A 25,865-nucleotide genomic window follows, 5' to 3' on the forward strand; every position below is an offset into this window, starting at 1 on the left:
AGAGATTGGTTGGACCATTGAACCACTTTAGGCTCGGCCGGCGTGACCGATTTCCTGCCCCCCATCCAGACGACAGCCCGCGACGACGCGGTGCTGAAGGCTTTGGCGGGATTCGTGCGGCAGGAGGCTCTTGGCCCGGGCGAAAAACTGCCGACCGAACGCATCCTCGCCGAACGTCTCAAGGTCAGCCGCAACACGGTGCGCGAGGCCCTGACCCGCTGGGAGGGCCTCGGCCTCGTTGAACGGCGGCAGGGCTCGGGCACCTATCTCAAGGCCGCAGTCTCGCCCGACATGCTGCACATGCCGCTGACACTCTCCGGCGGCAACGATTTCGCCGGCCTGATGCGGACGCTGGAGATCCGCAGGGCGCTGGAGGCGGAAGCCGCCGCCCTTTGCGCCATCCGCGCCGGCAAGGCCGAGATCGCCGAGATCGAGCGCAAGCTCGACATCATGGAAGATGCTTTCAAGACCCGCGCCGGCATGTCCTCGGAAGAGGACTGGGAATTCCATCAGGCGGTCTATCGCGCCTCCGGCAATCCGCTGTTCGAGCAGATCATCAGCGCCATGCATGAGCTCTTCCATCGCTTCTGGGAGCATCCGCTCGGCGTGCGCGACTTCGGTCATGCCAGTTTCCCCTATCACCGCACCATCTTCGACCGCATCGCCGCGCATGACCCGGAAGGCGCCCGCGCCGAAGCGCTGAAGCTCATCGCCACCGTCGAGGACGATCTGAAGCGCGGCGCCGCCAACCTCAAGCTTTTGGACCGCAGATGAACGAGCAGCCCAACACTTTCGATCCGGCCTCTTTGGCCAGCGATTATCTCGGCGAGGCGGCGACGCTTCTGGCGCATGACGATCCGTTCCCGGGCGGCGCGGTGGTGCCGCCGATCTACCAGACGTCACTCTTCACCTTCGCCAATTACGCCGATATGGCCGACACCTTTGCCGGCCGGAGAAAGCAGCCGATCTACTCGCGCGGGGACAATCCGACGGTGATGGAGTTCGAGGCGCGTGTCGCGGCGCTCGAAGGCGCCGAGGCCGCGCGCGGCTTCTCGAGCGGCATGGCTGCGATCAGCGCGACCGTGCTCGCCTTCGTCGGCGCCGGCGAGCGCATGGTCGCCGTGCGCAACTGCTATGGCGACGCATATCGGCTGTTCGAGCGGCTGTTCCCGCGCCTCCATATCAAGGTCGACTATGTCGACGGCTCGGACCCCGCCGCGGTTGCGGCGGCCCTTCCCGGCGCCAAGCTGCTCTACCTCGAAAGCCCGACCTCGATGATGTTCGAGCTGCAGGATCTGGAGCATCTGACGCGACTGGCGAAGGAGCAGGGCATCGTCACCACCATCGACAATTCCTGGGCCACCCCCGTCTTCCAGAAGCCGATCTCGCATGGCGTCGACCTAGTGCTGCATTCGGCCTCGAAATATCTGAGCGGCCACAGCGACACCGTTGCCGGCGTGGTGGCGGGCTCGGCCGCCCACATTAGGCACATCAACGAGCAGACCTATTCGCAGCTTGGCGGCAAGCTGTCGCCCTTCGAAGGCTGGCTGCTGTTGCGCGGCCTGCGCACGCTCCCGCTGCGCCTTCCGCATCACATGAAGAGCGGGCTCGTCCTGGCCGAGCGGCTGAAGGCCCACGGCCAGGTCGAGCGGGTCAACCATCCCGCCTATTCCAACCATCCCGGCAAGAAGACCTTAGCCGGCTATGCCGGCCTGTTCTCCTTCGAGGTCACGGAGGATGTCGACATCCCGGCCTTCGTCGATGCGCTGAAATTCTTCCGCATCGGCGTCAGCTGGGGCGGCCATGAAAGCCTGGTCGTGCCGGCAAAAGCTTCGCTCGAGCAGACGCCGGGCATCAATTCGATGGCGCGCTTCGGCGTCAGCCCCCGAACCATCCGCTTCAATGTCGGATTGGAAAATGTCGAGGACCTCTGGGCCGACATCGCCCAGGCCTTCGATAGGTCAAAAAAATAAACGGATCAAAATGGGAGTCCTGAAGATGAAAAAACTGACCTTCATGTTTGCCGCCGTCGCCGGCCTGGCGATTTCCGCCAGCGGCGCGCTGGCCGACACCACCATCAAGCTGGTCGAAGTCATCACCAGCCCGCCGCGCACCGAATTTCTGAAGAAGCAGATCGCCGAATTCGAAAGCGCCAATCCGGGCATCAAGGTCGAGGTGGTTTCGCTGCCCTGGGGCCAGGCCTTCGAAAAATTTCTGACTATGGTGCAGGCCGGCGACACGCCCGATGTGGTCGAAATGCCGGAACGCTGGATGGGCCTCTACGCCAATAACGGCCAGCTCGAGGACCTCGGCCCCTATATGGCCAAGTGGCCCGACGCAAAGACGCTGGGTGACCGCGCCAAGCAGTTCGGCTCGACCGTCAACAACACGCAGTTCATGATCCCCTATGGCTATTATGTGAACGCGCTGTTCTGGAACAAGAAACTGTTCAAGGAAGCCGGCCTCGACCGACCGCCGGAAAACCTCGACGAGTTCGTCTCCTTCTCCAAGAAGATCTCCGCCATCCCCGGTAAATACGGCTACTGCCTGCGCGGCGGCCCGGGCGCCTTCAACGGCATGCACATGTTCATGAACATCGCTGACGGCAAGGGCGGCTATTTCACCGACGACGGTGTCTCGACCATCAACGACGAGGGCTCGGTGAAGGGTCTGCAGATGCTGGCCGACATGTACAAGAACGGCCTGGCGCCGAAAGATTCCGTGAGCTGGGGCTTCAACGAAACGGTGACCGGCTTCTATTCCGGCACCTGCGCCATGCTCAACCAGGATCCGGACGCGCTGCTTGGCATTGCCGACAAGATGAGTGCCGACGACTTCGCCGTCGCGCCGCTTCCTGTGGGTCCGAGCGGCAAGTCCTATCCGACGCTGGGCTATGCCGGCTGGGCGATGTTCGCCAACTCCCAGCACAAGGACGAAGCCTGGAAGCTGATGTCGACGCTTTTGTCGCCCAAGGACAATCTGGAATGGGCGAAGGAAGTAGGCGTGGTCCCGATCCATAACGGCGCCGATCAGGACGCCCACTTCAAGACCGAGCAGTTCAAGGGCTGGTTCACCGAGCTTAACGACAGCTCCAAATATGAAATGGTGACGCCGCCGACGCATCTGGAGAACCTCGGCAACTTCGTCGACCAGGTCGCGATCAAGAACTTCCAGGAGGTGCTGCTCGGCCAGAAGCAGGCCAAGGAAGTGGCCGACGAATGGGCCAAGTTCCTGACCAAGGAGCAGCAGGACTGGCTGGCGAAAAACAAGAAGTAAGCGCAGGCCCACCTTCTCCCCGTTCACGGGGAGAAGGTGGCACAAGATACATGTCGCCCAAAAGCTGCGAAGGGATTTTGGGATAACGACATGCACAAAAATGCCCGGATGAGGGGGCGGCGCCGAGTTCGGATAGGCCGGCTCCGCCCCTCATTTGCCTGCCCTCCTTCGCAGCAGCTGCACCGCTGCTACGGAGGGCGAACCGGCATCTTCTCCCCGTGAATGGGGAGAAGGACGCTGTTGCCGTCCCCGGCATCCACCCATCACCCGTAGAGCCAAAATCTATGACCTACGCCGTGTCCGAAATCCGATCCGCCGCCCGGCCGCGCAGGAAGCGGCTGAGCAAGGCCGCGATCGAGCCGTGGCTCTATCTTTCGCCGGCCATCGTCCTGTTGGTCCTCGTGCTTCTGGTGCCGCTGATCATCGGCATCAGCTATTCCTTCCGCAAATTCTCGGCCTTCAAGTCGCAATATGTCGGTCTCGCCCAGTATCAGGCGATGCTCTCCGACCAGGTGCTCGGCCAGGCGCTGATCAACACGCTGTGGTGGACGGTCGCCAGCCTGTTCTTCCAGTTCTTCCTGGGGCTCGGCTTGGCGCTGCTCCTCGACAAGCCGTTCTACGGTCGCAAGGTCGTGCAGGCCGTTGTCTTCCTGCCCTGGGCGGTGCCGTCTTTTCTTTCCGGCCTCACCTGGGCCTGGCTGTTCAACCCGATCATCGGTCCGCTGCCGCACTGGCTCTTCGCGCTCGGGCTGAAGGCCGAGCCGACCAATGTGCTCTCCGATCCCGCCACCGCCATGTGGGGACCGATCGTCGCCAACATCTGGTTCGGCATTCCCTTCTTCGCCATCACGCTGCTGGCGGCGCTGAAGTCGATCCCGTCCGAACTCCATGAGGCGGCGGCAATCGACGGCGCCTCGCCCTGGCAGCGCTTCACCAAAGTGACGCTTCCCTTCCTGGCGCCGACCATCGTCATCACCGTCATGCTGCGCACCATCTGGATCGCCACTTTCGCCGACCTGATTTTCGTCATGACCGAGGGCGGACCGGCCGGCTCGACCAGCACGGTGCCGGTCTACATCTATGTCAGCGCCTTCAAGTCGCTCGACAAGGGCTACGCTTCGGCGGTGGCGGTGCTGCTTCTGGTGCTGCTGATCGCCTACGCCATCGGCCTGATCGCCATCCGCCGCACGCTGGTGAGGCACGTCTGATGATCGCCGGTCGCTCCACCTCCTCGCGTATCTTCGGCGGCACCGGGCTCTATGCAGCCATCGCGGCCTACGTGATCTTCGCGCTGTTCCCGATCTTCTGGACGCTGAAGATCTCGGTGACGCCCGAGCGCCTGCTCTATTCCGAAGGCATCACCTTCTGGCCGTCCGAGATGACGCTCAAGAACTTCGACACCGTGCTCGAAGCCTCCGATTTCCCGCGTTATTTTCTCAACAGTGTCATCGTCTCGGTGTCGACCGCCGCGTTTGTCACCGTCATCGCCACGCTGGCCGGCTATGCCATGTCGCGCTTCACCTTCCGCGGCAAGGCGACTTTGGCGATCCTGCTGCTGCTCACCCAGACCTTCCCGCTGGTCATGGTCATTCCGCCGATCTACCGCATCATGGGCGATCTGGGTCTCACCAACAGCCTGATCGGCCTGATCATCATCTACACGGCCTTCAACACCGCCTTCGCCACTTTCCTCATGCAGTCCTTCTTCGACGGCATCCCGAAGGACCTGGAGGAAGCGGCGATGATCGACGGCTGCACCCGCGCTCAGGCGATGCGCCGGGTGATCGTGCCGTTGACCTTGCCCGGCATGGGCGCGACGCTCGGCTTCGTCTTCACCGCCGCCTGGAGCGAATTGCTGTTTGCGCTGATGCTGATCTCCAGCGACGAGCAGAAGACCTTCGCCGTCGGCCTGCTCACCTTCATCGGCAAGTTCGCCGTCGACTGGGGGCAGATGATGGCGGCGTCCATCCTGGCGCTCATCCCGGTCTGCGTCTTTTTCGCCTTCCTGCAACGCTATCTTGTCACCGGCCTCACCGCCGGCGCGGTCAAAGGATAAACGATGGCTTCCGTCACGCTGCAAAATGTCGAGAAGGATTATGGCGCGCTGCGCATCCTGCACGGCGTCGATCTCGAGATTGCCGACGGCGAGTTCGTCGTGCTGGTCGGCCCGTCGGGCTGCGGCAAGTCCACGCTTTTGCGCATGATCGCCGGCCTGGAAGAGGTCACCGGTGGCGAGATCCGTATCGGCGAGCGCCTGGTCAACGACATCGCGCCCAAGGACCGCGACATCGCCATGGTGTTCCAATCCTACGCGCTCTATCCGCATATGGATGTCTCCTCGAACATGGGCTTCAGCCTGATGCTGAAGAAGGCCGAGAAGACGACGATCGACGGGCGCGTGGGCGCCGCCGCCAAGCGGCTCGGCCTCGACTCCTATCTCGGCCGCCTGCCGCGCCAGCTTTCCGGCGGCCAGCGCCAGCGCGTCGCCATGGGCCGCGCCATCGTGCGCGACCCGAAAGTGTTCCTGTTCGACGAGCCGCTCTCCAACCTCGACGCCAAATTGCGCGTCCATATGCGCGCCGAGATCAAGGCGCTGCACCAGCAGCTCAAGACCACGTCGGTCTATGTCACCCACGACCAGGTCGAGGCCATGACCATGGCCGACCGCATCGTCGTCATGCATGACGGCTATGTCCAGCAGGTCGGCCGTCCGCTCGAGCTTTACGATCGTCCGGCCAACACCTTCGTCGCCGGCTTCATCGGCTCGCCCGGCATGAATTTCTTGCCGGCTAAGGTCGCCAAGAGCGGCAAGGTCGATGCCGTGCTCGCCGACGGCCAGAAGCTCAGATTGCCCGACGGCCTGCCGCTCGGCGACGGTGATGACCTCACCATCGGACTGCGGCCCGAGCACATCAAGCCGGTCGACGATGGCGCGCTGAAGGCCGAGGTCGAGGTGGTCGAGCCGCTCGGCCTGTCGACGCAGTTCTATGTCAGGCTGGCCAACCAGCAGATCTGCGTCTTCGTCATGGGCCGCAGCGACGTGAAGCCCGGCGACACCATCCGCCTTGCCGCCGATCCGGCGGCGCTGCATCTGTTCGATCCGGCGAGCGGAAACCGGGTCGGCTAGACGTCGATGCAGGTCGGAAGACCGTAGGCTAGAATCGTTTCCGTTGATTCGCCTCGACAGGAAACGGCATGAGCAAGGCCCTCGGCACATTCGCACTGATCACCGTTCTGAGTGCCCTGCTGATGGCGCTGTCACTGGCCGTGGCGAGGCACGGCTATCCCTACGGCGCGTTCGGCGTGAAGCGCCTCGACGGCATTGCCGACGCCGGCTCTTTCCTTGCGATTGCCGCCGTTTATTTCTTCGGCGCGATGCTGATGATGATCCTGCCGATCCGCGCCGCCGGCATCGTGCTGACCCATGCCGCCGACGCGATCTTCTGGGCGACGATCATGCTGTTCGCAACGATTGTCGGCTCGCTGCTCGCCAGATGGGCCTTCGGCCAGCATGAGGTGCTTTGGGCGCTCTTCAACTGGCGTTTCTTGTTCGTGGCAGTGATCGTGGCCGCGCACCTCGCCATGAACGAGCTCCGCCGCAACATCCTGCTCAGAAGCCTGTTCTTCGTCGCCTTCGGTGCGGTGACGCTCGCCTGCCTGTTCTGGTCGTTCTCGACCTGACGTGATGCGGCTTCAGAGCAAGTCCAGGAAAATGTGAGCGGTTTTCCGTCCGGAATTGCGTCAAACAAGAGGCTAGAGCGGTTCGCCGTTTCCCTGAACGGTGAACGCTCTAGGTTTAAGATCGCGGGTAGACCTCCTGCGGGACAATGACTATACCATTTGTCTGACAATTGACCCGGCCGAAGGCCGCCGCGACCAAAACCCAAGGAAAAATAAGATGACCGTGCTGCGCAAGAATCTGATCGATGGCGAGTGGCTTGGCGAAGCCGGCTCGCGCAACATCAATCCCTCAAACACCAACGATGTCGTCGGCGAATACGCTTCGGCCGGGCCGGAGGAGGCAAAGCAGGCCATCGCGGCCGCCAAGGCCGCTTTTCCGGCCTGGTCGCGCTCCGGCCCGCTGGCCCGCCACGCCGTGCTGAAGAAGACCTCTGACGAGATCATGGCGCGCAAGGACGAGATCGGCCGGTCGCTCGCGCGTGAAGAAGGCAAGACCTTGGCGGAGGGCGTCGGCGAGACCATCCGCGCGGCGCAGATCTTCGATTTCTTCGCCGGCGAGACGCTGCGTCTGTCGGGCGAGATGGTGCCGAGCGTCAGGCCGGGCGTCGGCGTCGAGATGACCCGCGAAGGCATCGGCGTCGTCGGCATCATTACGCCGTGGAATTTCCCCATCGCCATCCCCGCTTGGAAGATTGCCCCGGCGCTCGCCTACGGCAACACCATTGTCTTCAAGCCGGCCGAGCTGGTCCCCGAAAGCGCCTGGACCATCGTAGATATCCTGCACCGCGCCGGCCTGCCCAAAGGCGTGCTCAATCTCGTCATGGGCAAGGGCTCGGTGGTCGGCCAGGCGATGCTCGACAGCCCCGACATCAACGCCATCTCTTTCACCGGCTCCGTCGGCACCGGCAAGCGCGTCGCCGCGGCGAGTGTCGAGCATATGCGCAAGTTCCAGCTGGAAATGGGCGGCAAGAACCCGCTCGTCGTGCTCGACGACGCCGATCTCGCGGTGGCCGTCGATTGCGCCATCAACGGCGCCTATTTCTCGACCGGACAGCGCTGCACGGCCTCCTCGCGCCTGATCGTCACCGAACGCATCCACGACCGTTTCGTCGACGCGGTGAAGGAGCGGCTGGACAAGCTGGTCATCGGCGATGCGCTCGATGCCAAGACCCAGATCGGCCCGGTTGTCGACCAAACCCAGCTCAAGCAGGACGAGGACTATATCGCCATCGGCCGCCACGAAGGTGCCGAGCTCGCTTTCGGCGGTGAGCGGCTGGAGCGCGAGACGCCTGGATTTTACCTGCGGCCGGCGCTGTTCCTCGGTGCCACCAACGAAATGCGCATCTCGCGCGAAGAGATCTTCGGGCCGGTCGCCAACGTCATCCGCGTCAAGGACTATGACGAGGCGCTCAGCGTCGCCAACGACACGCCGTTCGGCCTCACTTCCGGTATCTGCACCACCAGCCTCAAGCATGCGACGCATTTCAAGCGCAATTCCGAAGCCGGCATGGTGATGGTCAACCTGCCGACGGCGGGCGTCGACTTCCACGTGCCGTTCGGTGGCCGCAAGGGCTCCAGCTACGGTCCGCGCGAGCAGGGCCGCTACGCGATGGAGTTCTACACCACGGTGAAGACGGCCTATACATTCGCCGGCTAACTCAATCCCGGGAAGAGATCGATGAGCATGGCCGACATGACATGGCTCAACCCGCCGCCGCACCAAACGGTCGGCGACGGCACGCTCACCGTCCGAACCGGCAAGGACACCGACTTCTGGCGCGAGACTTTCTATGGCTTCTGGCGCGACAACGGCCATTTCCTCTGCCGCCCGGTCGAAGGTGACTTCAGTGCGGAGGTCACCGTCAAGGGCGACTACAAGGTGCTCTACGATCAGGCTGGCCTGATGCTGCGCCTCAGCGAAACGCACTGGATCAAGGCCGGCATCGAATACACCGACGGGCTGGCTTACTTCTCCGTCGTGGTCACCAACGACACCTCCGACTGGTCGCTGGTCGCCATAGCCGCCGGCAAGGACGGCGTCAGGATCCGCCTGACCCGCCACGCCGAGGCGATCCGCATCCAATATCTGGACGCCTCGGATGGCCATTGGAAGCCGGTGCGGCTGGCCTATTTCCCGATCTCGAAAAAGGTCGATGTCGGCATGATGTGCTGCTCGCCGCAGCGCGAAGGTTTCGAGGCAACCTTTTCCGGCTTCACCATCGGGCCGCCGATTTCAAGGGACCTGCACGACTGACGCTGTTAGCTCTCCATCCGGTGCTGGAAGAACTGCAGGAACAATTCGCGCTCGGTGGTGATGTCGAGCTTTTCATAGATGCGGCGGCGGTGGTTCTTCACCGTGCCGACGGTGATACCGAGCCGCTCGGCGATGTTGGCGGTCGGATGGCCGGCGAGGATCAGCTCCACCAGCTCGCGCTCGCGCGATGAAAGCTCCGGCCACAGGCTTTCCGGAATTCTGGGCTTTTGCTGCGGCGAGGCGCCGGGGCCGCTCGGCGTCGAGGTGCGCAAAAAGTCTGAGCCGCGTGCCTTGATGTCCAGCGCATGCAGCGCCTCGAACACCGGCAGCCGCTCGGTCAGCAGCGCGATCTCGCTGTCCTTGAACGACACGGTCGAGCGATCGAGGAAAATGCCGAGGCACCAGTCGCCGCCATCCGCCAGCATAATGCCGACCTCGTCGCAGATTTCCGACTGCGCCAGGAAGCCGGCTATGTACTGGCCGCGCTTGGCCTCCTCGTCGGCCAGACCTTTCAGGGGCATGATGCCGAGCCGGCGCTGGCTGCGCCACGAGGCATAGAAGGGGTCGAAGACGTAGTAATTGTCGAGATAGCGCCGCACCATCTCGTCGGAGAAGCGCCGGTGCTTGACGAATTCCGGCGTTCTGGTCGCTGAATAGCGCGTCACCGTCACGAGGTCATGCGCGATGTCGGCGCCGATCAAATCGATCAGGCAGTCGACATGCCGGTCGGTACCGGTGGCGGCGATCGCTTTTGCCAGCGGCGCCCAGATATTGCCCATGCGCATGCCCTTTTCTCGGCGAACCGCGCCACGCGGTCATTGTGCCTTTAGGCATATGGCGCGACCCGGCCCACCGAATCTAGCCTGCGGTCACTCTCGGCAAGGGAAAGCGACCCGTGGACCAGATCACCACCAACCCAATCGTCATCGGCATCGACGCCGGCGGCACCATGACCGACACGATCCTTGTCGATCAGGACGGTCACTTCAAGATCGGCAAGTCGGCGACGACGCCTAAGAACGAGGCCGAAGGCTTCCTCGCTTCAGCCGAGGATGCGGCGGACGCCTGGGGCATCTCGCTGCAGGACCTGTTCTCGGGCGTCAACGTGGTGCTCTATTCCGGCACCGGCATGCTCAACACGCTTTTGTCGCGCACCGGCCGCAAGCTCGGGCTGATCACCACCAAGGGCCTCGAGGACATGATCCTGATGGGCCGCGGCCTCCAGGCCTGGGCGGATTATTCCTATGCCGACCGCCTGCATGCGGTCACCCATCATCATCCCGATCCGCTGGTGCCGCGCCGCCGCACCCATGGCGTCACCGAACGCATCGACCAGTTCGGCGACGTCATCCTGCCGCTCTACGAGCACGAGGTGCATGCCGCGGCAAAGAAGCTGATCGCCGACAAGGTCGAGGCGATCTGCATCATGACCGTCTTTTCCCACGTCAATCCGGCGCATGAGAAACGCATCGCCGAGATCTGCCGCGAGGAGATCGCGGCCGCCGGTGCGGACATCCTCGTCTACACCAGTCACGAGGTGCGTCCAGTCATCCGCGAGCAGTCGCGGCTGAACTCGGTGCTGATCGAAGCCTATGCCACCTCGCGCGGCCGCAAGCAGCTCAAGGGCATCGAGGACGTCTCGAAGAAATATGGCTTCAAATATGGCGTCCAGACGCTGCTCTCCTTCGGCGGTCTGACCTCGATCAATCATCCGCGCCTGCATGAGACCATGATCTCGGGTCCGATCGGCGGCATCCTGGGCGCGGCCTATGTCGGCAAGCTGATCGGCAACGACTCGCTGATCTGTTCGGATATGGGTGGCACGTCCTTCGACATGGGCGTCATCACCCGTGGCCAGACGCGGATCGAGAACGAACCGCTGATGGACCGCTTCAAGCTCAACGTGCCGACGCTGCATCTCGACACGATCGGCGCCGGCGCCGGCATGATCCTGAAGGTCGACCCGCTGACCAGGAAAGTCTCGCTCGGGCCGGAAAGCGCCGGCTCCGATCCCGGCCCGATCTGCTTCGCCAAGGGCGGCACCGAACCGACCATCGCCGATTGCGACGCGATCCTCGGCCGGCTGAACCCGCATTACTTCCTCGGCGGCAAGGTCGTGCTGCAGGTTGAGAAGGCAAGGAAAGCCTTCGAGGAGAAATGCGCCCGCGTGCTCGGCGTCGGCGTCGAGGAAGCCGCCGAAGGCATGATCGAGATGCTGGAGGCCGACGCCAACAACGCGCTGCGCCGCGTCATCTCCGGCCAGGGTATCCATCCGTCGGAATTCACGCTTCTGTCCTATGGCGGCTCCGGCCCGCTGCACCTCGCCGGCTGCTCAAGGGGCATCGGCTTCAAGGACATCATCACCTTCCAGTTCGCCGCCGCCTTCTCGGCCTTCGGCTGCACCACCGCCGATTTCATGCGCCGCCATTCGGTGTCGACACAGATCGACATCGGCGCCCGCGCCAGCGATGACGAATTGCAGGCTTTCGGCGCGAAGGTCACCGGCGTCTGGGACGACCTCACCAAGGCAGCGGTCGACGAGATGATCGCCGACGGCCACAGCCGCGACAAGATCAAGACCGTGCCGTTCCTGATGATGCGCTACACCGGCCAGCTCGAGGACGTCGAGGTGGTGGCGCCGCTGTCGGCGGTTCGTTCGGCCGACGACATGCGCAAGGTCATCGCCGAGTTCGAAGCGGTCTATGCCAAGGTCAACCACCGCGTCTCGCGCTACGGCCAGGCCGGCTTCTCGATCACCGAGCTCGGGCTGATCGCCACCGCGGACAAGGTCAAGCCGATGCTGATCAAGCGCCCGCTTGGCAAGTCCGACCCGGCATCCGCCCATAAGGGCGTGCGCGAAGCCTATATTGGCGGCCGCTGGTACAAGGTCAACCTCTACGAGATGGACCTTCTGCAGCCCGGCCATGAGGTCACCGGCCCGGCCATCATCGAACACCCGGCGACCACCCTCGTCGTCCATCCGCAGGATCGCGTCCATGTCGATGAATGGACGCTGCTCCACTACACCCACGCTTGAGAAAGGGCGAACGGCATGCTGGACAAACCCACTTCTGCCCTGCGCATCCGCGAAAGGCTGCTCGAATCCGAACGGCTGATGGACGAGACCGGCTGCTATGACGGCATCACCGAGCTCAAGCTGCGCAATCAGGATCCGCTGAAGTTCGAGACGCTGCACACCAAGCTGCGCGCCTATTGCGTCTCGGCCCGCGAGATGGCGCGGCGCATCTCCGCCTCGCCCGGCGTGCGCGAGGTCGGCGAGATGGTCGTCGCCATCTACACGCCGGAAGGCGATGCCATCGCGCTCTCCAACGGCATCATGGTGCATGTGCATACGATGAGCCGTTTCATCAAATGGATGATCCGCAACGGCTACGAGGAAAACCCGCAGATCCGCGACGGCGATATCTTCGCCAACAACGACGCCTTCATCGGAACCGTCCAGGTGCCTGATGTGATGGATGTCGTGCCGATCTTCCACTCCGGCAAGCTGGTCGGCTGGGCGGGCGCCGTCTGCCACGAGCTCGAAGCCGGCGGCATCACGCCGGGCGGCGACGTGGCGCTGGCGCAGGAGCGGTTCACCGAAGGCCTGTTCGTCTGCGCCGAAAAGGTCGGCGAGAATGACGAACTCAGGCGCGACTACGTCATCCGCTGCGAGCGCAATCTCAGGATGCCGATCTATTGGGTGCTGGACGAGAAGGCCAAGGTCGCCTCCTGCATCGACATGCGCGAAAGCGTCAAGGCGCTGATCGACGAGATCGGTCTCGACTACTGGATGCAGGTGTCGAAGGAGTTCATCGAGGAGGGCCGCCGCGCCCAACTCGCCCGCACCCGCCAGCTCACCGTTCCAGGCATCTATCGCGGCCACACATTTTACGGCCATGTCACCGCCGGCAAGCCGGGCTACCAGCCGCTCGGCGATCCCGACTGGCTCTACAACATGCCGATCGAGATGGAGATTACCACCGACGGCAAGATCATCATGGACTTCGAGGGCACGCAGCCCTGGGGCTATCATTCGATGAACTGCACGCCGGCCGGCATGGATGGCGGCATGTTCGTGACGCTGACCCAGCACATGAATTTCGAGGGGCTGGTCAATGACGGCGCCTGGATGGCGACCGAGCTGAAGCTGCCCGCCGGCACCTGGACCAATCCCGACAACGAGATGGTGGCGACCGCCACCTCATGGGCGCTGCTGCTGCCGGCCTATGGCGTCTTCCAGCGGCTCCTGTCGCGCTCCTTCATCGCCCGCGGCTTCGTCGAGGAGGCCTTTGTCGGCCAGGTCAACAGCCCGATGATCGAGATGGGCGGCGAGAGCCAATACGGCACGCCCTTCGGCATGGCGCATTTCGAATGCGCCGCCGCCGGCTCCGGTGCGCTGGCCATCAAGGACGGTTTGGACACGGCCTATGTCGGCTGGAACCCGGAATCCGACATGGGCAACATCGAGATCTGGGAACAGAACATGCCGATGCTCTATATCGGCCGCTCCATCGTTCCTAATTCCGGCGGCGCCGGCAAATATCGCGGCGGCTGCGCCTTCCTGTCGACCTGGCTGGTTTCGAAGACCGATCATCTCAGGCTGGTGACGTCCGAGCATTCCTCGCGGGTCTTCGACAATGGCGGTCTGTGCGGCGGCTATCCGGCGCCGACCTGCCAGAAGCACCGCGCCGTCCGCGACACCAACATTTTCGAGCTGGCCGAAAAGGGCGCGCCGCTGGCGCATCATACCGGCACCAATCCCTACCGTTCGGAGTTGGAGGTCCGGCTGGAAGGCGAGCATGTGACGCTGGAAGGTCCTTACATCACCGCGCCGCACAAGACCGGCGACGTCTTCACCCATTCCTACAATGGAGGCGGCGGCTACGGCGATGTGCTGGAGCGTGATCCGGTCAAGACCGCCTGGGATGTCGAGAACGGTTTCCTTACCAAGGAGGCGGCCGAAGGCGTCTTCGGCATCGTGCTCGACGAGGGCGAGGAGGGTTTCCCGGTCGCCAATCTGGAGGCCACCAAGCGCCATCGCGCCGACATGCGGGCGAAACGCCTGGCGCGCGCGAAGCCTGTTTCCGAATGGATCGCCAAGGAGCGGGAGCGGGTGAAGGCTGCCGATTTCGCGCCCGAGGTGAGGAAGATGTATGCCAGCGCGATCAAGCTCTCGCCGCGCTTCACCAAGGATTTTTCGGCCTTCTGGGATGTCGACGCCAAATCGACCTTCGGCGTGGAGTAAGGGACCATGACCTCATACAGCAAGGAAGTCATTGCCGATCTGGTTGCCGGCACGCTGCCCTGGCCGCAGACGCGCCGCATCATGAGCGCCTACAAGGACGACGACCGTTTCTTCAAATATGTCGCGGTGCTGCAGGACCGCGTCGGTTGGAAGGATCCGATCCTGCTGCCCGTGGGCGACCACCTCTTCATCTGCCAGAGCGGCACCGAGCGGGTGACGAAGTGTGAATGCGGCCACTCCTTCGGCGACTACCGCAAGAACTGGAAGCTGAGGGCCTCAATCATCGTGCGCGACAGCGAGGAGTCGCTGCGCGAGATCTATCCCAACAGCGATCTGCCGGATCCGGACTGGATGGAAATCCGCGAATTCATCTGCCCGCAATGCGGCACGCTGCACGAGGTCGAGGCGGCGCCGCCCGGCTACCCGATCGTGCATGATTTCGAGCCCGATCTGGAAGGTTTCTACCGCGACTGGCTGGGCAAGCCGCTGGAGCCATCTAACAAGGGAGGGTGATGCCGCAATGGGCCGCGTCGCAGGCAAGGTGGCGCTCGTAGCCGGGGCCGGTCTTGGCCTCGGCCGGGCGTCTTCGCTTCTTCTGGCGGCGGAAGGTGCAAAACTGATCGTCAGCGACATCGACGAGAGGCTCGCCGGCGATACGGCTGCCGAGATCGGCAAGGCGGGTGGCGAGGCACTGGCGCTGCGCCATGACGTCTCGAAGCCTGAGGACTGGCCGGTCGTCATGGCGGCGATCGAGCAGCGCTTCGGGCGGCTCGACGTGCTGGTCAACAATGCTGGCATCGCGATCGCCAAGACGATCGAGGAGACCTCTTTGGCCGAATGGCGCCGCACCATGGCGATCAATCTCGACGGCGTCTTCCTCGGCTGCCAGGAAGGCATCAGGCTGATGAAGAAATCCGGTGGCGGATCGATCATCAATCTCTCCTCCATCGACGGCATCATCGGCGAGGCAGACTTGGCCGCCTACTGCGCCTCCAAGGGCGGTGTGCGCACCCTGACCAAGGCGGTCGCCGTGCATTGCGCCGAGCAGCGCTACGGCATCCGCTGCAATTCGATTCATCCCGGCTATATCTGGACACCGCAGACCGAGAATTATCTGCGCGATCTGGGCAAGCTCGAGCAGGAGAAGGCCAAGGCGCTGTCGCGCCATCCGATCGGCTTCCTCGGCGAACCGAACGACATCGCCTACATGGTCCTCTACCTCGCCTCGGACGAATCCAAATTCGTCACTGGCTCCGAAATGGTGGTCGATGGAGGTTATCTTGCAGTGTGAAGACGGAGTGCGTCCGCGATGACCGACCTCACCGGCCGCAGCGCCATCGTCACCGGCGGCTTTTCCGGCATGGGCTTCGCCATCGCCACGGCGCTCGCCAAAGCCGGGGCCAATGTTGCCGTCGGCTCCTATGTGGCGCCGCCGCAGGCGGGCAGGGTGGACGCCGCTTACTATCCCGGCGCTGACGAGATCGAGCGCCTGCGATCGGCGCTCGAGGCGCACGGCACCACGGTGCATGCCGCTCATCTCGACGTGCGCGGCAGCGCGCTCACCAACCTGTTCTTCGCGGAAGCCCAGGCGGCCGTCGGCCCCGCGGACATCCTGGTCAACGCGGCCGGCACCACGGCCGAGCAGCCGGTCTGCGGCCATTCCGACGAGCTTTGGGACAAGATCGTCGACACCAATCTCACCGGCGCCTTCCGCGCCACGCGCGCCGTGCTGCCGGGCATGATCGAGCGTGGCTGGGGCCGCATTGTCAACATCGGTTCCACCGCCGCTTCGGTCGGCTGGAAGGACAACCCCGCCTATTGCGCCTCCAAGGCCGGCCTGCTCGGGCTCACCCGCTGCGTCGCGCTCGAAGGCGCAGCGCACGGCGTTACTTGCGTGATGATCAGCCCGACCTGGGTCGAGACCGAGCTGATGCGCCGCAACGTGGCGCAGGTCGTCGAGCGCGAGGGCAAGGGCCGCAGCGCCGAGGACCTGATGGACGAGTTCAGGAAGGGCAATCCCCAGGGACGCATGATGCAGCCGGAGGAAATCGCGGCGCTCGCCGTCTTCCTCTGCTCGGATCTCGCCAAGGGGATCACCATGGAGAACATCCAGATCACCGGCGGCGCATTGTGGTAGCGTCGGTCGGTGGATGATGGATCCCGGTCTCGTGGGAGGAGGCCGGCACAACAGAAGGACCATCAACCAACAGGGGAACTGACATGAAAATAGGAAATGCCTTGCAAAGGGCCGGTCTTGGGCTCGCGCTGATACTCGCTGCAACGACTGCCAGCCAAAGCGCCGATCTCGGCGCCAAGGACGAACCGATCAAGCTCGCCATGCTCGAATGGACCGGCGCGCATGTTTCAACCCACATCGCCGGCCAGCTTCTGGAGAAACTCGGCTATCACGTCGAATATGTCACCGCCGGCAACTTCCCGCAATTCTCAGGGTTGGCCGACGGCTCGCTCAGCGCCTCGGTCGAGATCTGGTTGAACAATGTCGGCGACATCTATCCGAAGGTGCTGGCCGCCAAGCAGATCGAGGACATCGGCAAGCTCGACCTGAAGACGCAGGAAGGCTGGATTTATCCGAAATTCATGGAGAAGGTCTGCCCCGGCCTGCCGGACTGGAATGCGCTGAACAAGCCCGAATGCGTGCAGGCTTTGGCGACGCCCGAGACGGCGCCCAATGGCCGCTTCCTTGATTATCCAGCCGACTGGGGCTCGCGCGCGGCGACCATCCTTGCCGACAACAACATGCCCTACACCGCCGTGCCGTCAGGCTCTGAAGGCGCGCTGGTTGCCGAGCTCGAAGCCGCCGAGGCTGCCAAGACGCCGCTGATCATGATGTTCTGGGGTCCGCATTACGCGCTGGCCGAGAACGATGTGGGTTGGGTGACGATGCCGCCCTGCAAGGAGCAGACCAACGAGCACTGCATCACGCCGCCCGATGTCGACAAGATCGTCTGGTCCGGTTTCGGCGCCAAATGGCCTGCGGCCTACACTTTCCTCAAAGCCTTCAAGATGGACGCGACCGAGCAGCAGAAGCTGATGCTGGCCGTCGACAAGCAGGGCAAGGACCTCGACGCCGTCGTGAAGGAATGGATCGACAAGAACGAGGCGGTGTGGAAACCTTGGCTCGACGCCGCCAAGGGATAATTCGCCGATATGCCTGCAATGGCTGAGGGCGCCATAGGCCCGGTTTCCGCAATGCGTGGAGCCGGGCGAGCGATCGGCACGGGTGGTTAAGGATGGACACTGCCGCGCGTCCGATAAAGCTTGCCTGCCGAAATGTTTGGAAGGTCTACGGCCGGCGCCCGGCCTATTACTTCGATTCGCGCGGTTATATCATCGATCCCGACGCGCTGGCCGAGCGCCTGCGGGCTGAGGCGCATCTGCCGGCGGTGGTCGATGCGAGCTTCGACGTGGCGACCGGCGAGATATTCGTCATCATGGGCCTGTCCGGCTCCGGCAAGTCGACCCTGGTGCGCTGCCTGTCGCGCCTGGTCGAGCCGAGCGCCGGCGAGATACTGCTCGACGGCAGGAATCTGCTCGCCGCCAGCGGCAAGGAGCTCATCGAGCTGCGCCGCCACGCCATGGGCATGGTGTTCCAGAATTTCGGCCTGCTGCCGCATCTGAACGTGCTGGGCAATGTCGCCTTCCCGCTGAAGATCCAGGGCAAGCCGGCAAAGGAACGCGAGGCCCGTGCCCGCGAGATGATCGCGCTGGTAGGGCTCGAAGGCCGCGAGGCGTCCTTCCCGAACCAGCTCTCCGGTGGCCAGCAGCAGCGCGTCGGTATCGCACGTTCGCTTGCGGTGGGGCCGGAGCTCTGGTTCCTCGACGAGCCGTTCTCGGCGCTCGATCCGCTGATCCGCAAGCAGATGCAGGATGAGTTCCTGCGCCTGCAGAAGATGCTGAAGAAGACCATCATCTTCATCACCCACGACATCGCCGAGGCCTTCCGCCTGGCCGACCGGCTGGCGATCATGCGGGCCGGCAAGATCGTGCAGATCGGCCGCCCGGCCGACATTGTGCTCAATCCGGCCGACGACTATGTCGCGCAGTTCACCGAGGACATGCCGCTGCTGCGCGTGATCACGGCCGGCGACATCGCCGCGCCGGCCAACGGCGCCGCGCTGCCCGAACGGAGCGTTGCCGCCGACACCAGTCTCGAAGCGCTTATCCCTCAACTCGCCTCCGGTGCGACGGCCTTTACCGTGCGTGGCGCGGGTGACAGCCCGCCGGCGGTGCTCAGCGCCGGCGCGGTGCTTGCCGTGCTCGAGCGCGAGCAGACGAGATGCACCCGCGAATGACCGCGCCGGCGGCGACATTTCGGCCCTCATCGCGGTTCGTGGTGGAACCGGCGCTTCTGCCCTGGTGCGCGCTGGCCGTGCTGACGGCACTTTGCCTGCTGCTGAAAACCGAGCTTCCCTGGCTGGTCAATTTCCCCAAGGAATGGACGCTGCCGCTGGCCACTTACATCAACGCGGTGACCGACGTGGTCGTCGCCGTCATCCAGCCGGGGTTCCGAGCGCTTTCCGCGCTGCTCGACGCGCCGATGCGCGGCGCGCGGATGGCGCTCGCCTGGCTGCCCTGGCCGGCGGTGATGCTGGCTGTCGCCGTCCTGGCGCTGAAGTCGAGCGGCGAGCGGCTGGCGATCTTCGCGCTCGCCACGCTCGCCTACATCCTGCTCGCCGGCTATTGGCCGCAGAGCATGAACACGCTGGCGCTGGTGCTGCTGGCGGTGCCGATCTCGACCGTGCTCGGCTTCCTGCTTGGCGTTCTGGGCTACGCTCGCCCGCGTTGGCGTCCGGTGCTCAACGGCGCGCTCGATCTGATGCAGACGGTGCCGGCCTTCGCCTATCTCATTCCGCTCCTGCTTCTGTTCGGCTTCGGGCCGGTGGTCGGACTGATCGCCTCGGCGATCTACGCGACGCCGCCGATGGTCCGCAACACCATGCTTGGATTGGACCGCGTGCCGGCGGCAATCAGCGAGGCCGGCCTGATGAGCGGCTGTACGCGCCGCCAGCAATTCTGGCAGGTCGAGGTGCCGACGGCGCTGCCGCAGCTTCTCGTCGGCTTCAATCAGACGACGATGGCGGCGCTATCGATGGTGATCGTCGCCGCCATCATCGGCGGCTTCGAGGACATCGGCTGGGAAGTCCTGTCCTCCATGCGCAAGGCCGAGTTCGGGCAGAGCATCCTCTCCGGCGTGGTCATCGCGCTGCTTGCCATCCTCATCGACCGCCTTACCGTCGGCTTCGCCAAGGCGCCGGAGACCGGTCCGACGCGCGCCATGCGCTGGATGACACCGCGCCGGCTGGCCCTGTCGCTGGCGATCGCGCTGGCTCTCGCCGTAGTCATCCGGCTTGCCGCGCCCGATGCGACGCTTCTGCCGGAAACCGGGCTGCGCATGCAGATGGGCGCTGTCAACGCGTGGCTGCTGGGGCTCGTGCGCGATTATGCCTGGTTCTTCAACGGCGTGCGCAACGCAGTGCTCTACTGCCTGCTGTTGCCGATGCGCGTCGGCATTTCGGGCTCGGCGACGCCGGCAATGTGGGGCTTCTCGCTGCCCCCGTCAGCGCTGGCCCTCTATGCCGCCCTGGTGCTGGCCTTGGCCGTTCTGGCAATGCGCCGTTTCGGCTGGCGGACGGCGGTTGCCGTGCTGGCCGCCGGCCTTGTTCTCTACACCGGTTTCCTCGACCTGCCTTGGCCCGTCTTCATCCTCGCCGTCGCCTTGCTTGCCGGCCAGGTCGGCGGACCGCGGCTCGGTCTCTTTGCGCTTGTCGGCTTCGGGCTGATCCTGGTCAACGGCCTATGGTCCCAGCTGGTGCAGTCGCTCTATCTCTGCACGCTGGCGGTTCTGCTATGCCTTCTGGTTGGCGGCGCGCTCGGCACATGGGCGGCGCATAGCGACCGCGTCTCGCGCATCCTGAAGCCGATCTGCGACGCACTGCAGACCATGCCGCAATTCGTCTTCCTCATCCCGGCGCTGATGTTCTTCAAGGTCGGCGAGTTCACGGCCCTGATCGCCATCATGCTCTACGCCATCGTGCCGCCGATCCGCTATGTCGAGCACGGCTTGCGGCATGTGCGCGCCGATGTCGTCGAGGCGGTCGAGCAGATGGGGGCGACGCCGATGCAGACCTTGCTGCAGGCCAAGCTGCCGCTGGCTTTGCCGGTCGTCATGCTCGGTCTCAACCAGACCATCATGGCGGCGCTGTCGATGCTGGCCATCGCCGCCCTTGTCGGCACGCGCGATCTTGGCCAGGCGGTCTATGTCGCGCTCGGCAAGGCCGATGCCGGCATGGGCCTGATCGCCGGCCTGTCGATTGCCTTCCTGGCGATCCTGGCCGACCGGCTCATCCAGGCAGCGGTCGCGCGCTCCCCGGCTGCTGCCTCGCTCTGATCAGACCGGCGCGGGCATGCGGCCATTGGCAGGTCTTTCGTCCTCGGCTGGAACGGCCATCCTGCGGCGCCGGAAAGCCGGCAGCGGGGTCAGCGTGAACAGGCCGTAATAGACGATGAAGGACGCCATGAAATAGGGGCCGAGCATCTCGACCTCGAAGAAGGAGCGGATCAGCATCAGTCCGATCGCGCCGGCGAGCACCACCGAATCGGTATTCCATTCGCCGAACACCACTTTCGATACGTGCCCGTAGAAAGAGCGCAGGATGACCAGCGCCAGCAAGGTCACGCCGATGAAGCCGATCTCGACCAGCGTCTCGACATAGGTGTTGTGGAAGTGAAAGCCGGAGCGGGTCGAGATGTAGAATTCAGCCCACAGCCGTTCCGGATCGGCAAAGCCCTGCACCCAATAAGCCGCATAGCCGTAGCCGAGCAGCGGGTGCTGCTGCGCCGCCTCCCAGCCCTGCTCCCAGAGATAAGTGCGGCCGGTAAGCGTCGAATCCTTGCCGAAGATGCCGAGCACGACATCCAGCAGGCCGAGATTGAGCGCCGCCACGACGCCGGTCACCAGCGCGCCGGCGCCGACGATGAACAGCACGCGGCGATAGCGCAGCGACAGCACCTTGGTCATGGTGAGCAGCATCACGATGCCGATCACCGCCGGCAGCGAGGCCACCGACGTCGCCGAATGGGCGATGGCCAGCATGTAAACAGACAGAAGCATGATCGGCGCGGTCCAGAGGAAGCCCAGCCAGTTGCGCCGGTAAAAGACCAGGAAGGCGAGGCAGAAGAAGATGCCGAGCGAGGAGAAGAAGCCGATCTGGTTCTTGGAGCCGAAGGCGCCGACGAAATTGACCGTGCCGTCGATCGTGTCGAGCGCGTAGGCGCCGACTTTCAGGGAATAGAGCAGAACGACGAAGATGCCGATCAGCGAGCCCACCACCAGCGTGCGCACGCTGATGGTTCGCGCCGCGACATAGGCGCAGACGATATGCGAGGCATATTGCACCGCCGCGCGCGCGCTGATGCCCGCCGCCTGGGACCAGAACACCGAGAACAACACATAGGTCGCAAGCAGTATGGGCAGCCAGGCGCCGGACAGTTTCCAGGTGAAGCGCCGGTAATCGACGAGGAGCAGCGGCAGCCAGACGGCGTAGTAGGCCAGGATCAGGATCTGGCCGAAATTGGGCGAGTAGGCGAAAGCGACCATGGAGACCGCGACGGCGAAGGCGCCGTAGGTCTCGTTGCGGTCGGGATCGATAAGGATGGATTTGGGAATCTTCATGCCGGATTTTGTCCGTCGAACCTTTCTTCAGCCGGTCTAAGCCACGGCTCGCGCGCGCTGCATCTGCCGCTGCAGGAAGCGCCGCACCGGCTCGTCATAGATGCGTGTGGCGATGTCGGCGATGACGACGACCGAGACCGCCATCACGATGCCGAACCAGGGATGATGCGCGAACGGATCGATCGAGAAGGCCTTGCCGGCTCCGGCGATGATCATCAGCATCGGCGTGTGGATGATGTAGATCGGATAGGAAATCCGCCCGAGCCAGCCATAGAAGCCGGACAGAAGCGGCGCGGTCGGCGCCACCGCGCCGGTCATCACCATGATCGGGAAGACGACGACGATCGCGGCGAGGTCGTAGGCAACGCGCGCGCCGCCGTCAGGTGCGATGGCGAAGATGGCAAGGGTGAGCAGGATCGCGCCCTCGACCCAGAGCCCGCGCCGCAGGAAGCCGAGGCCGCCCTGCCAGCGCGCCATCGACCGGCAGAGCAGCACGCCGAGGAAGAAGGAGAATGTTACGCGCGGCAGGCCACTAAGGATGGTGTTGCCGGTCATGCCGAAATCCAGCGTGCCGGCGAGGACCGAGGCGACGACGAGCAGCACCAGGCTGACGGCGACGATCCCCGTCAGCACGCGCCGTGACAAAAGCACGAAGACCGCGACATAGGCGAAGTTGACGATGAGCTCGAAAAACAGCGACCACGAGGCCGGATTGAGCGGAAAGATCGTGTGATAGGCATCGCTGACCAGCGGGACAAAGAGCATACCGGTCGTCAGCTGCATGCCGATCTCGGACAACGGCATGTATTCGGCCGGCATCAGCCTGTTCTTGACCAGAAGGTAGAAGAAGCCGAGCAGCGTTCCGGCGAGGTAGAGCGGATAGAGCCGGATCAGGCGGATCGCCACGAAGGAGCCGAAGCCCATGCCGTTCTCGATCTTGCGGTCATAGGCATGCGCGATGACGAAGCCGCTGAGCAGGAAGAACAGATCGACCGCAAGATAGCTCGACGGCAGCACCTTGCCGTCGGCCAGGAACGGCGAGAAGTGGTAGAGCATGACGCTGATCGCCGCCACGCCGCGGATGGCGTCGAGATTGAGATACACATGACGCGGGGCTGCGGGCTGCATGTTGTGCCTTCAAGCGGTCCAAACAGATAGCCCGGCCGCGCCTGGAGCATGATGCCGAAAAGTGTGAAGCGGGTTTTCGGATGACATCATGCTCTATCTCTTTGAGTTAGAGCCGGATGATTTCAGGTGATCGACCTGAAATCATCCGGCTCGACGCGAACGAGCCTGGCTTGTCCCTCCCACCTCCGTTCCCAAGTTTGCGTTGAGCAAGCCCGGGTGGCGGCGCTACTGGCTGGCCGTCGGTGCCAGCTTGACCTTGATCACATCGCCCGGCAGGACAGGTGTGTCTTCCTTGGCCTCGACTTCGCTTGTCTTGCCGTTGGCCACACGCACGAGCGAATAGAGCAGGGCAGGCTCCTGGTCGCCGGTCATGCTGGCCGCCGTCGCGGGGTCCGACGCCTGCGCGATCAGGCCCTTCTGCATGCCGGCCTTCAACGTCGCCTCGTTCAGGTCGGCCTCGGCCTGCTGACGGTTGGCGGTAAGGGTGGAGTTGAGCGAGTTCCGCGCATCGATGGCGTCCTGCTCGGCCTTGCTGATCGACTGCTTGGCGGTGAGGATGGCTGTCTCATAATCGAGGATCTTGCCCTGCAGGTCGGTGACCGACTGTTGCGAGGAGAGCAGCCGCGCATTGGCGACCAGGCCTTTCTGCGCCAGCGGGCCGATGCTCTCGGCCTGCTTCTCGGCCAGGTCGACCTGCTTCTGCTGGTTGGTGATCTTCTTCTGCAGCGATTCGATTTCCGCCTGAAGCACGCCCTTCAAATCGTCGAGCGCATCGAGCTTCAGCTTCAGCGATTTCTGGTCCGAGACCAGGATCGCCATTTCGTCGGCGACGATGGGCGGCAGTCTCGGATCGCCCTCGATCTCCTTCGGCACCTCGAAACTCGTCTTCCCCGCAAGGTCGGCATCGATCCTGGCCCGCTTGACGAGCAGGCGGATACGCTGGTCGTCATAGATGTCATAGCTGCCTTTAGCGGTGACCAGATCCTTGCCGAGTTGGGGACCGTAGTCGGCATTGCGCCTTATGCCGCCGGCAATGCTGATTGCTTTGAGCACGGTCAGATCGGGCACGAAGGGAAACTGGCCGGGGTTCTGAACCTCGCCCGAAATGTAGAACGGCCGGAACTGCGCCATCTCGACGGAGGCTTCCGGCTTGTCGGGAAGCGCCAGCTTACGCTGCAGCGCGAGCCCGATCGCCGATGCGACTTCCGCCGTCGTCTTGCCGGCGGCCTGCATGTCGCCGACGAACGGCACCGAGAGCGTCCCGCCCGGGCCGATCGAATACTCGCCGTTGATGGCCGACCAGTCGCGGAACGTGCCGTCGACCGTCTGCCATTCGGCGACGCGGATGTTGAGCTTGTCCAGAGGACCAAGCTGATAATCGCCGGCGGCAGCCAATTGCGGCATGGCCAGCGACGCCGCAAGCAAGAAGCCCGCGACGCGGGCTGGTGTCCGGGATGTGAGACTGCAGGCGAGAGACAGTCCGAAGAGGTTTTTTGTCAAATGAACGTTTCCGATTCGCTTTGGCCCCATCCGCCCGATGAGATCATTTTCGGATGCCTGCCCCGAGTTCGGCGGGGCAGGCCCGTCGGTCAATAGCTGCCGCGCGACATCCACACGGCAGGAACCGTTTTGAAGATGATGCGAATGTCTTCGAACAACGACCAGTTCTCGACATAATGGCGATCGAAGGCGACGCGCGTGTCGTAGGATACGTCGTTGCGGCCGCTCACCTGCCACAGCCCGGTGAGACCCGGGCGCGACTTCAAGTAATAGACCGCGGCGCTGCCGTAGATTTCCAATTCGTCGCGCACGACCGGGCGCGGGCCGACAAGGCTCATGTCGCCCTGCAGGATGTTGAGGATTTGCGGCAGCTCGTCGAGGCTGAGCTTGCGGAGCACCGCGCCGACGCGGGTGACGCGCGGATCGTTCTTCAGCTTGCGCGTCGCGATCCATTCGGCGTTGGCTTCCGGGTGCGCCGCCAGATAAGCAGCAAGCACGCGTTCGCTGTCCGGCACCATGGTGCGGAATTTGAGGCAGGAGAAAATCCTGCCGCCGCGGCCGATTCGCTTGTGGCCATAAAAGATCGGACCGTTGTCCGAAAGCTTGACCAATAGGGCGACCATCAGGAAAAGCGGGCTGAGCAGAACCAGCCCTGCCAGGGAACCGACGATGTCGAAGCTGCGTTTGATTAAACCGCCGATGGGGGGTGGAAAATCAACGCCGACCTGCGCAAAACCCGCATTAGCCGACTTGGCGACGTCCCTCATGCAGAAGCTCCATACGTTGAACGGATGGTTTACGGCAAGATATCAAAAAAATGCTGCAGCGCAACACACAATTTCCTATAGCGGTGAAATGTTCACGTCATGAATTGACTAAATAATAAACCCGACATGCCCAAATTTTCACCTTTGTGGCACGTTTATGACAAGGTGGCAGAAAGCCAGGAAAATGTAGTCCGCCTTTTGGGCCATTTTTGGACAATGCGTTCTTTGCTGCAGCAGAAACGCGGTTGCACGTCACCAAAAACACTCGCCAAGGTAAGTTATTCGGGTAAAATACTAATTAAAGTGGCTGGTTTTACT

22 protein-coding genes are annotated in these 25,865 nt (G+C 63.6%); 17 read left to right on the forward strand and 5 right to left on the reverse strand.

Going from position 1 to position 25,865, the window contains the following annotated elements:
- The first annotated feature begins 42 nt into the window (after positions 1-42).
- From ACVMIM_RS06365 to ACVMIM_RS06405, 9 genes are all read left to right on the forward strand, one after another.
- Positions 43-774: a FadR/GntR family transcriptional regulator gene (locus tag ACVMIM_RS06365; protein ID WP_476111208.1), complete on the forward strand. Its 732-nt coding sequence runs from the start codon at positions 43-45 to the stop codon at positions 772-774.
- Entirely contained in the window at positions 771-1,973 is a 1,203-nt protein-coding gene (locus ACVMIM_RS06370; protein ID WP_476111210.1) for a PLP-dependent transferase, read from the forward strand. Before ACVMIM_RS06365 ends, ACVMIM_RS06370 begins: the two co-directional genes overlap by 4 nt.
- 25 nt (positions 1,974-1,998) lie before the next feature.
- A complete protein-coding gene (locus ACVMIM_RS06375) occupies positions 1,999-3,276 on the forward strand; it encodes an ABC transporter substrate-binding protein (protein WP_040994412.1) in 1,278 nt (425 codons plus the stop codon).
- Between the two features lie 284 nt (positions 3,277-3,560).
- Positions 3,561-4,484: a carbohydrate ABC transporter permease gene (locus ACVMIM_RS06380; RefSeq protein ID WP_476111212.1), complete on the forward strand. Its 924-nt coding sequence runs from the start codon at positions 3,561-3,563 to the stop codon at positions 4,482-4,484.
- Positions 4,484-5,332 carry a carbohydrate ABC transporter permease gene (locus ACVMIM_RS06385; RefSeq protein ID WP_476111214.1) on the forward strand — a complete coding sequence of 283 codons (849 nt, stop codon included), beginning with the start codon at positions 4,484-4,486 and terminating at the stop codon, positions 5,330-5,332. The genes ACVMIM_RS06380 and ACVMIM_RS06385 overlap by 1 nt, the downstream gene beginning before the upstream one ends.
- A gap of 3 nt (positions 5,333-5,335) precedes the next feature.
- Complete coding sequence (locus ACVMIM_RS06390) at positions 5,336-6,403, forward strand: ABC transporter ATP-binding protein (RefSeq protein WP_476111216.1); 1,068 nt, start codon at positions 5,336-5,338, stop codon at positions 6,401-6,403.
- Positions 6,404-6,471: 68 nt separating this feature from the next.
- Complete coding sequence (locus ACVMIM_RS06395) at positions 6,472-6,957, forward strand: hypothetical protein (protein ID WP_476111218.1); 486 nt, start codon at positions 6,472-6,474, stop codon at positions 6,955-6,957.
- Between the two features lie 217 nt (positions 6,958-7,174).
- Positions 7,175-8,614 carry an aldehyde dehydrogenase family protein gene (locus tag ACVMIM_RS06400; protein ID WP_476111220.1) on the forward strand — a complete coding sequence of 480 codons (1,440 nt, stop codon included), beginning with the start codon at positions 7,175-7,177 and terminating at the stop codon, positions 8,612-8,614.
- A gap of 21 nt (positions 8,615-8,635) precedes the next feature.
- A complete protein-coding gene (locus ACVMIM_RS06405; protein WP_476111222.1) occupies positions 8,636-9,211 on the forward strand; it encodes a DUF1349 domain-containing protein in 576 nt (191 codons plus the stop codon).
- Between the two features lie 5 nt (positions 9,212-9,216).
- Here the strand turns inward: ACVMIM_RS06405 and ACVMIM_RS06410 are convergent, their stop codons facing one another.
- Positions 9,217-9,996: a helix-turn-helix domain-containing protein gene (locus ACVMIM_RS06410; RefSeq protein ID WP_476111224.1), complete on the reverse strand. Its 780-nt coding sequence runs from the start codon at positions 9,994-9,996 to the stop codon at positions 9,217-9,219.
- A gap of 110 nt (positions 9,997-10,106) precedes the next feature.
- On the opposite strand from ACVMIM_RS06410, the gene ACVMIM_RS06415 reads away from it, so the two are divergent.
- The 8 genes from ACVMIM_RS06415 to ACVMIM_RS06450 all read left to right on the forward strand — a co-directional run bounded on the left by ACVMIM_RS06415 (position 10,107) and on the right by ACVMIM_RS06450 (position 20,868).
- Complete coding sequence (locus ACVMIM_RS06415; RefSeq protein ID WP_476111226.1) at positions 10,107-12,248, forward strand: hydantoinase/oxoprolinase family protein; 2,142 nt, start codon at positions 10,107-10,109, stop codon at positions 12,246-12,248.
- Positions 12,249-12,263: 15 nt separating this feature from the next.
- Positions 12,264-14,459, forward strand: coding sequence for a hydantoinase B/oxoprolinase family protein (locus ACVMIM_RS06420; RefSeq protein WP_476111228.1), 2,196 nt, complete (start codon positions 12,264-12,266; stop codon positions 14,457-14,459).
- A gap of 6 nt (positions 14,460-14,465) precedes the next feature.
- Positions 14,466-14,972, forward strand: a complete 507-nt coding sequence (locus ACVMIM_RS06425) for an acetone carboxylase subunit gamma (RefSeq protein WP_476111230.1) — start codon at positions 14,466-14,468, stop codon at positions 14,970-14,972.
- A gap of 7 nt (positions 14,973-14,979) precedes the next feature.
- Positions 14,980-15,750: a glucose 1-dehydrogenase gene (locus tag ACVMIM_RS06430; protein WP_476111232.1), complete on the forward strand. Its 771-nt coding sequence runs from the start codon at positions 14,980-14,982 to the stop codon at positions 15,748-15,750.
- 18 nt (positions 15,751-15,768) lie between these two features.
- The gene (locus ACVMIM_RS06435; RefSeq protein WP_476111234.1) at positions 15,769-16,596 is read left to right on the forward strand and encodes an SDR family NAD(P)-dependent oxidoreductase; all 828 of its coding nucleotides are present in this window, start codon (positions 15,769-15,771) and stop codon (positions 16,594-16,596) included.
- A gap of 83 nt (positions 16,597-16,679) precedes the next feature.
- Positions 16,680-17,618, forward strand: coding sequence for an ABC transporter substrate-binding protein (locus tag ACVMIM_RS06440; RefSeq protein WP_476111236.1), 939 nt, complete (start codon positions 16,680-16,682; stop codon positions 17,616-17,618).
- A gap of 92 nt (positions 17,619-17,710) precedes the next feature.
- The gene (locus ACVMIM_RS06445) at positions 17,711-18,772 is read left to right on the forward strand and encodes a quaternary amine ABC transporter ATP-binding protein (protein ID WP_476111238.1); all 1,062 of its coding nucleotides are present in this window, start codon (positions 17,711-17,713) and stop codon (positions 18,770-18,772) included.
- The gene (locus ACVMIM_RS06450; protein WP_476111240.1) at positions 18,769-20,868 is read left to right on the forward strand and encodes an ABC transporter permease; all 2,100 of its coding nucleotides are present in this window, start codon (positions 18,769-18,771) and stop codon (positions 20,866-20,868) included. The genes ACVMIM_RS06445 and ACVMIM_RS06450 overlap by 4 nt, the downstream gene beginning before the upstream one ends.
- Here the strand turns inward: ACVMIM_RS06450 and ACVMIM_RS06455 are convergent, their stop codons facing one another.
- From ACVMIM_RS06455 to ACVMIM_RS06470, 4 genes are all read right to left on the reverse strand, one after another.
- Positions 20,869-22,152: an O-antigen ligase family protein gene (locus ACVMIM_RS06455; RefSeq protein WP_476111242.1), complete on the reverse strand. Its 1,284-nt coding sequence runs from the start codon at positions 22,150-22,152 to the stop codon at positions 20,869-20,871. It abuts the gene before it with no gap.
- Between the two features lie 36 nt (positions 22,153-22,188).
- Positions 22,189-23,280 (reverse strand): acyltransferase family protein, encoded by a 1,092-nt coding sequence (locus tag ACVMIM_RS06460; RefSeq protein ID WP_476111244.1) that lies wholly within the window; start codon positions 23,278-23,280, stop codon positions 22,189-22,191.
- Between the two features lie 225 nt (positions 23,281-23,505).
- Positions 23,506-24,684, reverse strand: a complete 1,179-nt coding sequence (locus tag ACVMIM_RS06465) for a polysaccharide biosynthesis/export family protein (protein WP_040994414.1) — start codon at positions 24,682-24,684, stop codon at positions 23,506-23,508.
- A gap of 185 nt (positions 24,685-24,869) precedes the next feature.
- Positions 24,870-25,547, reverse strand: a complete 678-nt coding sequence (locus tag ACVMIM_RS06470; RefSeq protein WP_476111246.1) for a sugar transferase — start codon at positions 25,545-25,547, stop codon at positions 24,870-24,872.
- Positions 25,548-25,865 lie beyond the last annotated feature (318 nt).

This window comes from Mesorhizobium sp. USDA 4413, from assembly GCF_056280365.1.

Excerpts from the sequence above, each read along its gene's own strand:
- ACVMIM_RS06370 (WP_476111210.1), top strand. The coding sequence starts at position 771 with ATGAACGAGCAGCCCAACACTTTCGATCCGGCCTCTTTGGCCAGCGAT.
- ACVMIM_RS06375 (WP_040994412.1), top strand. The coding sequence starts at position 1,999 with ATGAAAAAACTGACCTTCATGTTTGCCGCCGTCGCCGGCCTGGCGATT.
- ACVMIM_RS06380 (WP_476111212.1), top strand. The coding sequence starts at position 3,561 with ATGACCTACGCCGTGTCCGAAATCCGATCCGCCGCCCGGCCGCGCAGG.
- ACVMIM_RS06385 (WP_476111214.1), top strand. The coding sequence starts at position 4,484 with ATGATCGCCGGTCGCTCCACCTCCTCGCGTATCTTCGGCGGCACCGGG.
- ACVMIM_RS06390 (WP_476111216.1), top strand. The coding sequence starts at position 5,336 with ATGGCTTCCGTCACGCTGCAAAATGTCGAGAAGGATTATGGCGCGCTG.
- ACVMIM_RS06395 (WP_476111218.1), top strand. The coding sequence starts at position 6,472 with ATGAGCAAGGCCCTCGGCACATTCGCACTGATCACCGTTCTGAGTGCC.
- ACVMIM_RS06400 (WP_476111220.1), top strand. The coding sequence starts at position 7,175 with ATGACCGTGCTGCGCAAGAATCTGATCGATGGCGAGTGGCTTGGCGAA.
- ACVMIM_RS06405 (WP_476111222.1), top strand. The coding sequence starts at position 8,636 with ATGAGCATGGCCGACATGACATGGCTCAACCCGCCGCCGCACCAAACG.
- ACVMIM_RS06410 (WP_476111224.1), bottom strand. The coding sequence starts at position 9,996 with ATGCGCATGGGCAATATCTGGGCGCCGCTGGCAAAAGCGATCGCCGCC.
- ACVMIM_RS06420 (WP_476111228.1), top strand. The coding sequence starts at position 12,264 with ATGCTGGACAAACCCACTTCTGCCCTGCGCATCCGCGAAAGGCTGCTC.
- ACVMIM_RS06425 (WP_476111230.1), top strand. The coding sequence starts at position 14,466 with ATGACCTCATACAGCAAGGAAGTCATTGCCGATCTGGTTGCCGGCACG.
- ACVMIM_RS06430 (WP_476111232.1), top strand. The coding sequence starts at position 14,980 with ATGGGCCGCGTCGCAGGCAAGGTGGCGCTCGTAGCCGGGGCCGGTCTT.
- ACVMIM_RS06435 (WP_476111234.1), top strand. The coding sequence starts at position 15,769 with ATGACCGACCTCACCGGCCGCAGCGCCATCGTCACCGGCGGCTTTTCC.
- ACVMIM_RS06440 (WP_476111236.1), top strand. The coding sequence starts at position 16,680 with ATGAAAATAGGAAATGCCTTGCAAAGGGCCGGTCTTGGGCTCGCGCTG.
- ACVMIM_RS06445 (WP_476111238.1), top strand. The coding sequence starts at position 17,711 with ATGGACACTGCCGCGCGTCCGATAAAGCTTGCCTGCCGAAATGTTTGG.
- ACVMIM_RS06450 (WP_476111240.1), top strand. The coding sequence starts at position 18,769 with ATGACCGCGCCGGCGGCGACATTTCGGCCCTCATCGCGGTTCGTGGTG.
- ACVMIM_RS06455 (WP_476111242.1), bottom strand. The coding sequence starts at position 22,152 with ATGAAGATTCCCAAATCCATCCTTATCGATCCCGACCGCAACGAGACC.
- ACVMIM_RS06460 (WP_476111244.1), bottom strand. The coding sequence starts at position 23,280 with ATGCAGCCCGCAGCCCCGCGTCATGTGTATCTCAATCTCGACGCCATC.
- ACVMIM_RS06465 (WP_040994414.1), bottom strand. The coding sequence starts at position 24,684 with ATGCCGCAATTGGCTGCCGCCGGCGATTATCAGCTTGGTCCTCTGGAC.
- ACVMIM_RS06470 (WP_476111246.1), bottom strand. The coding sequence starts at position 25,547 with ATGAGGGACGTCGCCAAGTCGGCTAATGCGGGTTTTGCGCAGGTCGGC.